The following is a 14587-nucleotide window of genomic DNA, read 5'->3' as shown; positions in this document are numbered from 1 at the left end:
CGCGTCGAGACGTCGCCCCAAATCACCCACATGTATAGCGCCACGGTTCGGTCAATTTCGGGTATCAAAGGGCGCTAAACCAGAGCGCCAGAATGACACCCGAAGACCGACACATCTTTCACGATCCCTCCGGCAAGCGCGAACGCCGGGCCAAGCTGGTGCTCGGCATCGTCATTTCGCTGGTCGCCGCGATCGTGGCCGGCTTCGTCGCGACCCTGGCCTTCGCCCCGCGCCTGCCCGACGCGCCGCTGAAGGACCCGCACATCCTGACGTCGCTGCACCAGGAGACGCCGCGCAAGACCAAGGTCGTGAAGTCGTGGCGCCGCGTGCCCCGGCCCCGCACCGCGAAAGGCGAGGCCGCGCCCAGCGACGCCGCGCACCCGCTTTCGGTCGGCTTCTATGTCGCCTGGGACGAGGACAGCCGCGAGTCCCTGCGCCGCAACATCGACAAGCTGGACGTGGTCTCGCCGCAGTGGGTGGCGATCAACGGCGCCAAGGGCGACGTCAGCCTGGTCGACGACGCCGAGGGCGTGGCGCGCATCGCCAATGCGCCGAACAAGCCGGCCGTCCTGCCGCTGGTCCACAACTCGGCCAACGCCGCTTTCAACGGTCCGCTGGCCGACGCCCTGCTGACCGACCCGGCCGCGCGCGCCAAGCTGATCAACAATCTGAAGGTCCTGGCCGACCAGCATGGCTACGGCGGCTACGTCTTCGACTTCGAGGCGCTCTCCGCCAAGGGCCTGAACGCCTATCCGCTGTTCCTGAGCGAGGCCCGGGCCGCCCTGGCCGGGACCGGCCGCGAGGTCTGGGTCACGGCTCCGTTCGACGAGGAAGGCTGGCCGCTCAAGCGCCTGGAGCAGGCGTCCGACACCCTGGTGCTGATGGCCTATGACGAGCACTACGCGCTGGGCGACCCCGGTCCCAACGCCGGCCAGGACTGGTACCAGTCCGAGCTGGCCAAGCGCTTCGCCAAGCAGCTTGACCCCAACCGCACGGTGCTGGCCCTGGGGGCCTATGGCTATGACTGGACCCTGAACAAGGACGGCTCGCGCTCATCTGGCGCGCCGACCACCTTCCACGAGGCCATGCGCAACGCCCAGGACGCCGGGGCGACGATCCGCATGGACGACAACGCCCTGAACCCGACCTATCAGTACACGGATGACAATGGCGACAACCACGTCGTCTGGTTCCTGGACGCCGTCACCCTGTTCAACCAGATCAAGGTCTCCGACGCCTGGAAGCCGCGCGGCTATGGCCTGTGGCGGATGGGCATGGAGGATCCGGGCGTCTGGTCGTTGCTGGGCAAGCCTTATGGCAAGGTCTCGGCCGGCGGCCTCACCACCCTGGCCAACGGCCAGGGCGTCGACTTCGACGGCGGCGGCGAGGTGCTGCGCGTGGCCCAGTTGCCCACGCCCGGCAAGCGCAGCCTTGAGTTCGATCCGGGCACGGGCCTGATTTCGGGCGAGAGCTACGACGTCATTCCCAGCAATTACGTGATCGAGCGCTATGGGCAGAAGAAGGGCCTGGTCGCGCTGACCTTCGACGACGGCCCCGATGGTCGCTGGACGCCGAAGATCCTGGATGTGCTCAAGCAGAAGAACGCGCCCGCGACCTTCTTCGTGATCGGCCAGAACATGCAGCGCCGCCCCGACCTGGTGGAGCGCGAGGTGGCCGAGGGTCACGATGTCGGCGGCCACAGCTGGACCCACCCGAACATCGCCGAGACGCCGCTGCCGCAGGTGCAGGTCGAGCTGAACGCCACCCAGCGCCTGTTCGAGGTGCTGACCGGCCGCTCGATGCGCCTGTTCCGCCCGCCGTTCTTCGGCGACGCCGAACCCTCGACCCCGCACGAGGTGGCTCCGCTCGTCATCGCCCAGACCCTGGGCTACATGACCGTCGGCCTGCGCATCGACCCGGACGACTGGCAGAAGCCCTCGTCGCGGGAGATCATCGACCGCGTCCTGGACCGCCTGGACAATCCGGGCGCCCGCCCGGGCCAGGTGGTGCTGCTGCACGACGCCGGCGGCGACCGCAGCCGCACCGTGGCGGCCTTGCCCGGCCTGATCGACCAGATCCGGGCTCGCGGCTATCGCCTGGTGACCATCGGCGAACTGGCGGGCATGACTCCACAGCAGGTGATGCCGCCGACCTCGCGCACGGCCGTGGATCTGGCCCTGGACCGCCTGGGTTTCGACTTCTTCCGCTGGGCGCAGACGGCCATGGTGGCGCTGTTCCTGGCGGCGATCTTCCTGGGCGTCGCGCGGCTGGTGTTCCTGGCCAGCCTGGCCCTGGTCCACCGCTTCTGGACGCACGAGGAGCCCGCCGATCTCGATAGCGAGAACGGTCCGCTGGTCTCGGTGCTGATCCCCTGCTTCAACGAGGAGAAGGTGATCGCGGCCTCGGTGGCGCGGATCCTGGAGAGCGACTGGAAGAACCTCGAGGTTCTGGTCCTCGACGACGGCTCCAAGGACCGCACCGCCCAGGAGGTCCGCGACCATTTCGCCAACGATCCGCGCGTGACGCTGCTGTCGTTCGAGAACGGCGGCAAGGCGCGGGCGGTCAATCGCGGCCTGGCCGTCGCCAAGGGCGACTATGTCGTGGCCCTGGACGCCGACACCCTGTTCCCGCCCGAGACCATCGGCCGCCTGGCCCGCTGGTTCCAGGATCCGGATATCGGCGCGGTCGCCGGCAACGCCATCGTCGGCAACCGGGTCAATATCGTCACCCGCTGGCAGGCGCTGGAATATGTCACCGCCCAGAACCTGGAGCGCCGGGCGCTGTCGGCCTTGGGCGCGGTCACCGTGGTGCCAGGCGCCGTCGGCGCGTGGCGCAAGAGCGTGCTGGATGCGCTCGGCGGCTATCCGGCCGACACCCTGGCCGAGGACCAGGACCTGACCATCGCCTGCCAGCGCGCCGGCTGGAAGGTCGCCTTCGATCCCGAGGCCCGCGCCTATACCGAGGCGCCCGACACCGTCGGCGGCCTGCTGAAGCAGCGCTTCCGCTGGTCGTTCGGCACGCTGCAATGCGTGTGGAAGCACCGCAAGGCGATGTTCAACACGAAGACCCCGGTGCTGGGATTCGTGGCTCTGCCGCAGATCTGGCTGTTCCAGATCATCCTGGCCGTGGCCGCGCCGCTGGTCGACTTCGCCGTCATCTGGAGTCTGATCAGCGGTCTCTACGCCGCGATCGCCCACCCCGTGGAATGGCGCCCGGACGACATGCTGCTGGGGCTGGTCTACTGGGCGATCTTCATCGCCGTCGACCTCTCGGCCGGCGCCCTGGGCATGGCCCTGGAGAAGCGCGCGCCCTGGGCTGACCTGCCGTTCCTGCCGGTGCAGCGGTTCGGCTACCGCCAGCTGATGTACTATGTCGTGGTCAAGTCGGTGATCATGGCCATCCGCGGCGGCCGGGTCGGCTGGGGCAAGCTGGAGCGGCGTGGGTCGGCCTTGGTCGGCAAGGGCGGCTGATCACCGCCTGAACCGCTTGCCAGCCTCGCGCCGACATGGCCAATCTCTCGCCGAGTTTTTTGGGGGAGCGACCATGCGGGCGATGATCAGGGGTGGGATCGTAACGGCGGCGATGCTGCTGGCGGTGAGCGGCGCTCAGGCCTGGGCGGCCGACGGCCATCCGATCCTGCAGGTCGAGGTCGGCGCCCAGATCCAGGGGCCGGTCTCGGGCCGCCTGCTGGTCTTCGCCCAACCCCTGGCCGCGGCCAAGGAAGCCGCCAAGGGCGGTGAGATTCAGAGCGTCGAGGCCGATCCGTTCTCGGGCGAGGGCCAGGTCGCCGCTCGCGAAGTCGGGACAACCAAGGCCGGCGCGAGCGTGGACATCGACCTGGACGGCATCGCCGCGCCCAAGCTCTTCTCAGCTCTGCCGCCGGGTCAGTACGCGGTCCAGGCCGTGCTCGATCAGAACCACAGCTACAACTACAACGGCCGGGGCGGCGGCGACCTGGTCAGCCCGGTCACCACCGTGACCCTGCCGCTGGCCGCCGGGACCAAGCTGGTCCTCGACAAGGTCGAGCCGGCCTATGACCCGTTCAACCTGCCGGCCAGCGCGCCCAAGGAGGCCGTGGCCCGCTTGGCGGCCGCCAAGCCGCACATCGCGCCGGTGAACTTCGTCAGCCCCGCGCTCAGCGCCTTCTTCGGCCGGTCGATCGCCATGAAGGGCTGGGTCCTGACTCCGCCCGGCTACGAGACCGGCAAGACCCGCTATCCGACGGCCTATTACACGCACGGTTTCGGCGGCTCGAACGAGTACCTGGTGAACCAGGCGACCCGGATGTACGACCTGATGGCCAAGGGCGACGCCCCGCCGATGATCTGGGTCTATCTGGACGAAAGCAGCGCCACCGGCACCCACGAGTTCGCCGACAGCCTCAACAACGGTCCGTGGGGCAAGGCCCTGACCGAGGAACTGATCCCGGACCTGGAAAAGCACTGGCGCATGGACGCCAAGGTCGGCGGTCGCTTCCTCAACGGCCACTCGTCCGGCGGCTGGGCGACCCTGTGGCTGCAGACCCGTTACCCGAAGGTGTTCGGCGGAACCTGGTCCACCTCGCCCGACCCCAGCGACTTCCACGACTTCACGGGCGTGGATCTCTACGCGCCCAACGCCAACGTCTATTTCAAGCCGGACGGGTCCTTGCGGCCGATCGCCCGCGACCACGACAAGGTGCTGGCCTCGCTGAAGGACATGGTCGCGCTGGAGGAGGTGCTGGGCGAATATGGCGGCCAGTTCGGCTCGTTCGACTGGGTGTTCTCGCCGCGCGGTCCCGCCGGCCGGCCCGTGCCGATGTTCGACCGGGCGACCGGCGCGGTCGATCCCGCCGTCGTCGCCTACTGGAGCCAGCACTACGACATCGCCGCGCGGCTGAAGGCGAACTGGCCGGCGCTGAGGCCCGACCTGGACGGCAAGGTCCACCTGATCGTCGGCACGGCCGACACCTTCTATCTGGACGGCGCCGCCCGGAAGCTGGAGGCGGTCATGAAGGGCCTCGGGGCCAGGACCGACTTCCGCTACCTGAAGGACAAGACCCACGGCGACCTCTATCAGGTCGGCGACGACCGTCAGGCCCTGATGAAGCAGATCGCCTGGGAGATGTACGCCGTCGCCCGGCCGGGTTCGAAGCCGCCCGCGCCGATCCCCGCCGCGCCCAGAGGTTGAGATAACGCTGATCTGTGGCAAGCTGCGCCACGTCGCCTAGTCGGCGTTCGGGGGAGCTTGCCATGAAGTCCGTCGTCATCGCCCTTTCATTCGCCACCGCGCTCGCGGCGACCGCTCCAGCCCAGGCCGCGCCACCGGCCGGGACCGAGAAGGTCAAGCTGTCGGGCAAGAAGGGTCCCAGCCTGTTCCGGCCCGGCTTCCAGATGGCCGAGTACGAGGGCGACGCCACGGTCAAGAGCAGCAAGAGCTCGGTCACCGGGATCTTCGAGGGCGGCAAGGCCAGCGTCGAGATGACGGTCAATGGCCCGGGTCTGGGCCCGGTCGAGGTCGTTTGCGGCGGCGGCCAGAGCCGCCTTGGCCTGGGCTGGATCACCTTCGATCGCGACAAGCTGCAGTTCTTCTGCACGCTCTCGGGTCCCGGCGCGGGGCCGGACGCGACCTTCGCCCTGGCCAGCGCCAAGGGCGGCGGGCTTCTCAAGAATCTCCAGCAGCCGCAACGCGCGGCCGAGCTGCGCTTCGGCGGGCTGAACGTGCGGGCGCGTACCGAACAGGTCGGCGGCATGCCGATCGGCGGCGGTGCGACGATCGGCTATGTCTTCAGCCGCGACGGGGTCGACATCGGCGGGGTGGACCTGGCCGCCATGCAGCCGACCGCCTATCTGCCGCCCAAGGGCTCGAAGGATCGGGACGCGGTCGCGGTGCTGTCGCTGATCCTGATCTTTTTCAAGGACCCCGGCCGCCAGCGTTGATCTGGCGGCGCCATGGCCGTCAACGGCAGGCTCGATTTCTGACACCGGTGGACAGCTGTTGAGGCATGGGAAATTGTGACCGGTAACAGTTCCGTGCGGTCAAGGGCTTCCCGTGCCCGCAGCGTGCGGATGCCCGGTTCGGGTGTCTCGTTGGACAAGATAACGGCGCAAGCCCTCACCTTATCGCCTTCGTGCGGTTGCGCCTGCGAAATAGCGCTCCTATAACCCGGCCACATTTCAGAAAGCCGTCGTCGAGACCGGGCCCTCATGAACATCCACGAACATCAAGCCAAAGCCGTACTCGCCGAGTTCGGCGCCCCCGTGCCGCGCGGCTTCGCCGCCTTCACGCCAGCCGAAGCCGCCGAAGCCGCCGAAAAGCTCGGCACCTCGGTCTTCGTCGTGAAGAGCCAGATCCACGCCGGCGGCCGCGGCAAGGGCAAGTTCGAGGGCCTCGGCCCCGACGCCAAGGGCGGCGTCCGCGTCGTCAAGTCGGTCGAAGAGGTCCGCGCCAACGCCGAGGAAATGCTCGGCCGCGTGCTGGTGACCCACCAGACGGGCCCCAAGGGCAAGCAGGTCAACCGCCTCTACATCGAAGAAGGCGCGGCGATCGCCAAGGAATTCTACCTGTCGCTTCTCGTGGACCGCGCCTCGAGCAAGGTCTCGGTGGTCGCTTCGACCGAAGGCGGCATGGACATCGAGGACGTCGCCCACTCGACGCCCGAGAAGATCCACACCTTCACCATCGACCCGGCGACCGGCGTGTGGCCGACCCACGCGCGCGCCCTGGCCAAGGCTCTCGGCCTGACCGGCGGCCTGGCCAAGGAAGCCGCCGCGCTGCTGACCCAGCTCTATACGGCGTTCATGGCCAAGGACATGGCCATGCTGGAGATCAACCCGCTGATCGTGACGGCGGATGATCACCTGAAGGTTCTGGACGCCAAGCTGTCGTTCGACGGCAACAGCCTGTTCCGTCACCCGGACATCAAGGCGCTGCGCGACGAGAGCGAAGAAGACCCCAAGGAAATCGAAGCCAGCAAGTACGACCTGGCCTATATCGCCCTGGACGGCGAAATCGGCTGCATGGTCAACGGCGCGGGCCTGGCCATGGCCACCATGGACATCATCAAGCTGTACGGCGCCGAGCCGGCCAACTTCCTGGATGTCGGCGGCGGCGCCAGCAAGGAGAAGGTCACCGCGGCCTTCAAGATCATCACCGCCGATCCGGCCGTGAAGGGCATTCTGGTCAACATCTTCGGCGGCATCATGCGCTGCGACATCATCGCGGAAGGCGTCATCGCCGCCGTGAAGGAAGTCGGTCTCCAGGTTCCGCTGGTCGTCCGCCTGGAAGGCACCAACGTCGAACTCGGCAAGAAAATCATCTCGGAAAGCGGCCTGAACGTCATCGCCGCCAACGATCTGTCTGACGGCGCCGAGAAGATCGTCGCCGCTGTGAAGGGCGCCCGCTAAATGTCGGTTCTGATCGGTTCGCACACCAAGGTCATCTGCCAGGGCATCACCGGCGCTCAAGGCACGTTCCACAGCGAGCAGGCCATCGCCTACGGCACCAAGATGGTCGGCGGCGTCACGCCCGGCAAGGGCGGCCAAACCCACATCGGCCTGCCGGTGTTCGACACCGTCGCCGAAGCCAAGGACCGCACCGGCGCCGACGCCTCGGTGATCTACGTCCCGCCGCCCTTCGCGGCCGACTCGATCCTGGAAGCCATCGACGCCGAGATCCCGCTGATCATCTGCATCACCGAAGGCATCCCGGTGCTGGACATGGTCAAGGTCAAGAAGGCTCTGCAAGGCTCCAAGTCGCGCCTGATCGGCCCGAACTGCCCGGGCGTTCTCACGCCCAACCAGTGCAAGATCGGCATCATGCCGGGCGGCATCTTCTCGGAAGGCTCGGTCGGCGTCGTGTCGCGTTCGGGCACCCTGACCTATGAAGCCGTGTTCCAGACGACCAACGCTGGCCTAGGCCAGACGACGGCTGTCGGCATCGGCGGCGACCCGGTCAAGGGCACCGAATTCATCGACGTGCTGGAACTGTTCCTGGCCGACGAAGCCACCAAGTCGATCGTCATGATCGGTGAAATCGGCGGCGCGGCCGAAGAAGAAGCGGCTCAATTCATCAAGGACGAAGCCAAGCGCGGTCGCAGCAAGCCCATGGTCGGCTTCATCGCCGGTCGCACGGCCCCTCCCGGCCGTCACATGGGTCACGCTGGCGCCATCGTTTCGGGCGGCAAGGGCGGCGCCGAGGACAAGATCGCGGCGATGGAAGAGGCGGGCATCCGCGTCTCGCCTTCGCCGGCCAAGCTGGGCGAGACCCTGCTGGAAGTCCTGAAGGGCTAACTAGACACCGAAACCCCGCCGCGCGCGGGGCCCAGGTTTTTTGCGACCGCCAGTCGACGATCCGAAAAAATCACCTGGGCCCCGCCAAGCGACGGGCGCTCGGGTGATTGAGAGACTATATTTACGGGCAGTGCGGTAGCGCTCCTCGTAGAGCACCCGGATCCGAAGGCACAGAACGATGGCGGACGACGCAGGCATCATCAACCAGGTCTTGACCGAGACCAGCTTCCTCTACGGCGCCAACGCGGCGTTCGTGGAAGACCTCTACGCCCAGTGGGCGGAGAATCCTGGATCGGTCGAACCCTCGTGGAACGCCTTCTTCGCCAGCCTCGCCGAGCAGGCCGACCAGGTTAAGCGCGCCGCGCGGGACCCGGCCTGGACGCCGAAGAAGGTGGCCAGCGTTCGACCCGACTGGCTGTCGGCCCTGGACGGCCAGTGGGCCAGCGTCGCCCCCGCCGTCGAAGCCAAGATCGCCAAGGCCGTCGAGGGCAAGGCCCTCGGCTCCTCCGCCGAAGCCGTCCGCGCCGCCACGCTGGACAGCCTGCGCGCCATCATGATGATCCGGGCCTACCGGATGCGCGGTCACCTGGCCGCCAACCTCGACCCGCTGGGCCTGGAGCCGCCGAAGGCCGCCCCGGAGCTGGATCCGGCCACCTACGGCTTCTCGGACGCCGACTACGACCGGCCGATCTTCCTAGACTTCGTCATGGGCATGGAAACCTCGACCATCCGCGAGATGCTCGAGATCCTGCGCCGCACCTACTGCGGCAATGTCGGCGTGCAGTACATGCACATCTCGGATCCGAACGAGAAGGCCTGGCTGCAGGAGCGCATCGAGGGCCGTGACAAGGAGATCGTGTTCTCCAAGGAGGGCAAGGTCGCCATCCTGAAGAAGCTGATCGAGACCGAGGGTTTCGAGAAGTTCCTGCACAAGCGTTTCCCCGGCACCAAGCGCTTCGGCCTGGACGGCGGCGAATCCATGGTCCCGGCCATGGAGCAGATCATCAAGCGCGGCGGCGCCTTGGGCGTGAAGGACATCGTCCTGGGCATGCCGCACCGCGGTCGCCTGAACGTGCTGGCCGCCGTGATGGGCAAGCCCTACCACGTCATCTTCCACGAGTTCCAAGGCGGCTCGTCGGTCCCCTCGGACGTCGAGGGTTCGGGCGACGTGAAGTATCACATGGGCGCCTCGTCGGACCGTGAGTTCGACGACAACAAGGTCCACCTGTCGCTCACCGCGAACCCGTCGCACCTGGAAATCGTCAACCCGGTCGTGATCGGCAAGGCCCGCGCCAAGCAGGCCTTCACCCTGCGCGAACAGCCGGACGCCGGCCGCGGCCACGTGCTGCCGCTGCTGCTGCACGGCGACGCGGCCTTCGCCGGCCAGGGCGTGGTGGCCGAGTGCTTCACCCTGTCGGGCCTGAAAGGCTACCGCACGGGCGGCACCATCCACTTCATCGTCAACAACCAGATCGGCTTCACGACCAGCCCGCGCTACTCGCGCAGCTCGCCGTATCCCAGCGACATGGCGCTGATGGTCGAAGCCCCGATCTTCCATGTGAACGGCGATGATCCGGAAGCCGTCGTCTTCGCCGCCAAGGTCTCGACCGAGTACCGCCAGAAGTTCGGCAAGGACGTGGTCATCGACATGGTCTGCTACCGTCGCTTCGGTCACAACGAAGGCGACGATCCGACCATGACGTCGCCGATCATGTACGCCAAGATCAAGGGCCACCCGCCGACCCGCGAGCTCTACGCCAACCGCCTGATCGGCGAAGGCGTGATCTCGCAAGCCGAGTCGGACGCCTGGGTCAGCGAGTTCGAGAAGTTCCTCGACGCCGAGTTCGACGCCGGCAAGAGCTACAAGGCCAACAAGGCCGACTGGCTGGACGGCAAGTGGAAGGGCCTGGCCCTGCCGGGCGACGAAGAGCGTCGCGGCAAGACCGCCTTCCCCAAGACCCGCCTGCTGGAAATCGGCCGCCAGATCACCACGATCCCGGACCGCATCAACGCCCACAAGACCGTCAAGCGCGCCATCGACAATCGCCGTGAAGCGATCGAGAAGGGCGAGGGCATCGATTGGGGCACCGCCGAGCACCTGGCCTTCGCCACCCTGCTCGACGAGGGCTTCCCGGTGCGCCTGTCGGGCCAGGACTCTGTGCGCGGCACCTTCACCCAGCGCCACTCGGACGTCATCGACCAGACGACCGAAGAGCACTACACGCCGCTGAACAACATCCGCGCCGGCCAGGCCCACTATGAAGTGATCGACTCGGCCCTGTCGGAAGAGGCGGTGCTGGGCTTCGAATACGGCTTCTCGCTGGCTGATCCGAACACCCTGACCCTGTGGGAAGGCCAGTTCGGCGACTTCGTGAACGGCGCCCAGGTGGTCATCGACCAGTTCATCAGCTCGGGCGAGCGCAAGTGGCTGCGGATGAGCGGTCTCGTGATGCTGCTGCCGCACGGCTACGAAGGCCAAGGCCCCGAGCACAGCTCGGCCCGCCTCGAGCGCTTCCTGCAGTCGTGCGCGGAAGACAACATGCAGGTCATCAACTGCACGACGCCGGCGAACTACTTCCACGCCCTGCGTCGCCAGATGAACCGCGAGTTCCGCAAGCCGCTGATCGTCATGGCCCCCAAGAGCCTGCTGCGCCACAAGCGCGCCGTCTCGAACCTGGACGACTTCGCCGAAGGCTCGGCCTTCCACCGCGTGATGGTGGACGGCGCCGAAGCCGGCTGCGATGTCGGCGGGATCACGCTGAAGAGCGACGACCAGATCAAGCGTGTCGTCATCTGCTCGGGCAAGGTCTATTTCGACCTCGTGGACCAGCGCGCCAAGACCGGCCGCGACGACGTCTATCTGCTGCGTCTGGAGCAGTTCTATCCGTGGCCGATGCGGTCGCTGATGAACGTGCTGAGCCGCTTCAAGAACGCCGACCTGGTCTGGTGCCAGGAAGAACCCAAGAACATGGGCGGCTGGACCTTCGTCGATCCGTGGCTGGAGCTGACGCTCGACAAGCTGGACATCAAGGCCAAGCGCGCCCGCTATGTGGGGCGTCCGGCCTCGGCGTCCACCGCCGCGGGCCTGATGAGCCGCCACCTGAAAGAACTCGAGACGTTCCTCAACGAGGCCTTCGCGTAAGCGTCGCCGCCTCGTTCTAGACATCCGCCGGACCAAACAAGAGAGACCTGGAAAGCCCCATGGCCGACATCAACACCCCCGCCCTCGGCGAATCCGTCACCGAAGCGACGGTCGCCCGTTGGACCAAGAAGGTCGGGGAGGCCGTGAAGAAGGACGAGATCCTCGTCGAGCTGGAAACCGACAAGGTCAGCCTCGAAGTGGCCTCGCCCTCTGACGGTGTGCTGTCGGCGATCGGCGCCGAAGAAGGCGCGACCGTCGTTCCGGGCACGATCCTGGGCGTGGTGACCGAAGGCGCGACCGCGTCGGCCGCTCCGGCCGCCGCTGCCCCGGCTCCGAAGGCTGCCGCTCCCGCGCCGACCCCGGCTCCGGCCGCTGCCGCTCCGGCCCCTGTCGCTTCGGCTCCCGCCGCCGCGCCGGTCAGCCCGGCGCCGGCCCGCGTCGCCGCCGAGAACAACCTCGACCTGTCGAAGGTCGCGGGCACCGGCAAGGACGGTCGCGTGACCAAGGGCGACGCCCTGGCCGCCCTGGAAGCTCGCGCCTCGGCTCCGGCCCCGGCCGCCGCTCCGGCCGCGCCGCGTCCGATCCATGAGCGCGAAGAGCGCGTGAAGATGACGCGCCTGCGTCAGACGATCGCCCGTCGCCTGAAGGAAGCCCAGAACACGGCCGCCATGCTGACGACCTTCAACGAGGTCGACATGAGCGCCGTGATGGCTCTGCGCGCCCAGTACAAGGACATCTTCGAAAAGCGTCACGGCGTGAAGCTGGGCTTCATGTCCTTCTTCACCAAGGCCGTGGTGGCCGCGCTGAAGGCGATCCCGGACGTCAACGCCGAGATCGACGGCACGGACATCGTCTACAAGAACCACTACGACATCGGCGTCGCTGTCGGCACCGACAAGGGCCTGGTGGTCCCGGTCGTCCGTGACGCCGACGCGCTGAACCTGGCCGAGATCGAAAAGGCCATCGGCGTCCTGGGCAAGAAGGCCCGCGACGGCCAGCTGTCCATCGAGGACATGCAGGGCGGCACCTTCACGATCACCAACGGCGGCATCTACGGCTCGCTGATGTCGACGCCGATCCTGAACGCGCCGCAGTCGGGCATCCTGGGCATGCACGCGATCAAGGAACGCGCCATGGTCGTGAACGGCAAGATCGAGATCCGTCCGATGATGTACCTGGCCCTGTCCTACGACCACCGTGTCGTCGACGGCGCTGGCGCCGTGACCTTCCTGGTCAAGGTCAAGGAAGCCCTGGAAGACCCGCAGCGCCTGCTGCTGGACCTCTAAGGACACCTATTCTAAGAACCAACGAGAAGCCCGCCCTCACCGGCGGGCTTCTTCGCTTTTGGAGCCGTCATGGCCAAGGACACCCTCTACCTGCTGGCGATGGGCTTCGACAAAGAGGGCCAGCAGCGCTTCTGCCCCGACTGCGCGATGATGGAAGGCTACCTGGCCGCCTATCCGCAGCTGCGCGAGGTCCTCGACATCGTCCGCGTCGACTACGCCCGCCCGCGCCCGGCCCTGGTCGAGCGCCTGGGCGAAGAGCACCAGAACGCTCCGACCCTGATCCTGGCGCAGGCCTCTCCCGACGCCGGCCCGCACGGCGAAATCCAGTCCGCCAACGGCCTCAGTTTCCTCAGCGACGCCCGCCCGATCACGCGGTGGCTGGCGGGCCGGTACGGGCTGCCCGCGCCGCTGTAGGCATTTGGCTTCGAGCGAAAATCTCAGTTTCCCTTTGGCTGATCCGAAACGCCACCTAGTCTCTGTCGAGACTACGGAGGTTACCCATGACGTCTTGCGACAAGGGTCCTGTTCTCGTTCAGCTGCTTGATCGAGACGGCGGTCAGGTCGTCATCTTGCCCGAGGGTTTTCTTCCCGAAGACATCAATGAAGTCGAGATCTCGCGTGACGGCCACCGAGTGATCCTCAGGCCCATCGCCGAAAGGGCTTCGGGTGAGGATCCGTCATGAGCCTCGTGGAAGTCGCCCGTTTCGCGGGTCTGCAAGAAGCACAGATCGCGGCCGGGCGATTGCGCGCCGGCGGCTATCCGGTGCTGGTGCGGAACGAGCATTGGGGCGGAGCGGACTTCACCATGGCCATCGCCATGGGCGGCTTTCGCGTCTGGGTGCCGGAGAGCGAGGCCGACGACGCCAAGGCTTTGATCGAGGCCCTACGCACGGCGCCCCCCAAGTTCGAGCTGAGCGACGAGGCAGTACGGGAGGTCGAGCCCCATCCGGTCAGGGCTGGTTTGCGAGCGGCCTTGGCTCTCTTGCTCGGCGTGTTCATGGGCTGGGCTTGGGCGCTTCTTCTCATCCCGGCCCGCCGGCTGGCGCGCCGCCCGGTGCTGCGGGCGACGGCTGTTACGATTGCCCTCGCCGGTCTTGCATTCGGCCTGTGGGCCGCGATTGGGTTCTGGGCGCTCTAGCCTAGCGGCTGGCCTTCAGCACCGCCGCGCCCAGGGCCGCGTAGTCGCGGTTGAAGTGGTGATCGCCGGGCAGGCGGATCTTGGCCACCGCCGTGTCGGGCAGGGTGGGGCAGATGTCGTCCCGCTCCTTGTCGCCATAGACGCAGGTGATCTTCAGGCCCGCCATCTTCAGCCCCGGGAGCGCGTCGATCGCCGGTCGCACCGGGAAGGAATCCGACGCGGCCAGGTTCAGCCAACTGACCGGATGGAACTGCAGGTCACCGTTCCGTCCCGTCCCGATCAGGACCAGGCGGCTGATATGGTCGCGGACGTCGGCGGGCAGGCGCGGGATGATGGCCGGCAGGGCGTCGGCGCCGAACGAATAGCCGATCAGGACCACGTTCTTCCGGCCCCACTGGGCCTCATAGTCGCGCAGGGCGGCGGCCAGGTCGTTGGCGGCGCCGTCGGCTGAGCGCTTGGTGCGGAAATAGACCAGGGAGTCGACGCCGACCGTCGGCACGCCGTTGTCGGCCAGATGCTGGGCCACCTTCTGGTCGATCGCCCGCCAGCCGCCGTCGCCCGAATAGAACACCGCGAGGGTGTCGCCGGCCTTCGCGCTGGCGATCGGGATGTGCGTCGCCGCCGGGGCGCGCGGCGCGCCGACGCCCAGCGCCAGGGCGACCGCCAGCGGGGCGGCGAGGACGGACAACAGGCGGACGCGCGAGATCATGTGACTATGACGTCACGCTGGTGGGGCGCTCCCCAGGCGGAC

Annotated in this window: 10 protein-coding genes; 9 read left to right on the top strand and 1 reads right to left on the bottom strand. The window is 67.4% G+C overall.

Annotated features, from left to right (window positions below; all coding sequences use genetic code 11):
• Positions 1–92 precede the first annotated feature (92 nt).
• The 9 genes from ACW175_RS22135 to ACW175_RS22095 all read left to right on the top strand — a co-directional run bounded on the left by ACW175_RS22135 (position 93) and on the right by ACW175_RS22095 (position 13836).
• Complete coding sequence (locus tag ACW175_RS22135; protein WP_492102080.1) at positions 93–3470, top strand: glycosyltransferase; 3378 nt, start codon at positions 93–95, stop codon at positions 3468–3470.
• Positions 3471–3543: 73 nt separating this feature from the next.
• Positions 3544–5169, top strand: coding sequence for an alpha/beta hydrolase (locus ACW175_RS22130; protein WP_492102079.1), 1626 nt, complete (start codon positions 3544–3546; stop codon positions 5167–5169).
• Positions 5170–5231: 62 nt separating this feature from the next.
• Positions 5232–5918: a hypothetical protein gene (locus ACW175_RS22125; protein WP_492102078.1), complete on the top strand. Its 687-nt coding sequence runs from the start codon at positions 5232–5234 to the stop codon at positions 5916–5918.
• Positions 5919–6185: 267 nt separating this feature from the next.
• A complete protein-coding gene (sucC, locus tag ACW175_RS22120) occupies positions 6186–7385 on the top strand; it encodes an ADP-forming succinate--CoA ligase subunit beta (RefSeq protein WP_492102077.1) in 1200 nt (399 codons plus the stop codon).
• Positions 7386–8270, top strand: a complete 885-nt coding sequence (sucD, locus tag ACW175_RS22115; protein WP_492102076.1) for a succinate--CoA ligase subunit alpha — start codon at positions 7386–7388, stop codon at positions 8268–8270.
• Positions 8271–8448: 178 nt separating this feature from the next.
• Positions 8449–11412 (top strand): 2-oxoglutarate dehydrogenase E1 component, encoded by a 2964-nt coding sequence (locus ACW175_RS22110; protein WP_492102075.1) that lies wholly within the window; start codon positions 8449–8451, stop codon positions 11410–11412.
• 59 nt (positions 11413–11471) lie between these two features.
• Positions 11472–12698 (top strand): 2-oxoglutarate dehydrogenase complex dihydrolipoyllysine-residue succinyltransferase, encoded by a 1227-nt coding sequence (gene odhB, locus ACW175_RS22105; RefSeq protein ID WP_492102074.1) that lies wholly within the window; start codon positions 11472–11474, stop codon positions 12696–12698.
• A gap of 69 nt (positions 12699–12767) precedes the next feature.
• Complete coding sequence (locus ACW175_RS22100) at positions 12768–13112, top strand: DUF3088 family protein (RefSeq protein ID WP_492102073.1); 345 nt, start codon at positions 12768–12770, stop codon at positions 13110–13112.
• A 265-nt stretch (positions 13113–13377) separates the two neighbouring features.
• A complete protein-coding gene (locus ACW175_RS22095) occupies positions 13378–13836 on the top strand; it encodes a putative signal transducing protein (protein ID WP_492102072.1) in 459 nt (152 codons plus the stop codon).
• Position 13837: 1 nt separating this feature from the next.
• Here the strand turns inward: ACW175_RS22095 and ACW175_RS22090 are convergent, their stop codons facing one another.
• Complete coding sequence (locus ACW175_RS22090) at positions 13838–14545, bottom strand: AcvB/VirJ family lysyl-phosphatidylglycerol hydrolase (RefSeq protein WP_492102071.1); 708 nt, start codon at positions 14543–14545, stop codon at positions 13838–13840.
• Positions 14546–14587 lie beyond the last annotated feature (42 nt).

It is taken from the genome of Caulobacter sp. FV1ye6ST (assembly GCF_058681225.1).
This window is presented reverse-complemented; position numbering and strand designations above follow the sequence as displayed.

What these genes read in the sequence shown, in the direction of transcription:
- sucD (WP_492102076.1), top strand. Translation starts at nt 7,386, where the DNA reads ATGTCGGTTCTGATCGGTTCGCACACCAAGGTCATCTGCCAGGGCATC.
- ACW175_RS22135 (WP_492102080.1), top strand. Translation starts at nt 93, where the DNA reads ATGACACCCGAAGACCGACACATCTTTCACGATCCCTCCGGCAAGCGC.
- sucC (WP_492102077.1), top strand. Translation starts at nt 6,186, where the DNA reads ATGAACATCCACGAACATCAAGCCAAAGCCGTACTCGCCGAGTTCGGC.
- ACW175_RS22090 (WP_492102071.1), bottom strand. Translation starts at nt 14,545, where the DNA reads ATGATCTCGCGCGTCCGCCTGTTGTCCGTCCTCGCCGCCCCGCTGGCG.
- ACW175_RS22130 (WP_492102079.1), top strand. Translation starts at nt 3,544, where the DNA reads ATGCGGGCGATGATCAGGGGTGGGATCGTAACGGCGGCGATGCTGCTG.
- ACW175_RS22095 (WP_492102072.1), top strand. Translation starts at nt 13,378, where the DNA reads ATGAGCCTCGTGGAAGTCGCCCGTTTCGCGGGTCTGCAAGAAGCACAG.
- ACW175_RS22100 (WP_492102073.1), top strand. Translation starts at nt 12,768, where the DNA reads ATGGCCAAGGACACCCTCTACCTGCTGGCGATGGGCTTCGACAAAGAG.
- ACW175_RS22125 (WP_492102078.1), top strand. Translation starts at nt 5,232, where the DNA reads ATGAAGTCCGTCGTCATCGCCCTTTCATTCGCCACCGCGCTCGCGGCG.
- ACW175_RS22110 (WP_492102075.1), top strand. Translation starts at nt 8,449, where the DNA reads ATGGCGGACGACGCAGGCATCATCAACCAGGTCTTGACCGAGACCAGC.
- odhB (WP_492102074.1), top strand. Translation starts at nt 11,472, where the DNA reads ATGGCCGACATCAACACCCCCGCCCTCGGCGAATCCGTCACCGAAGCG.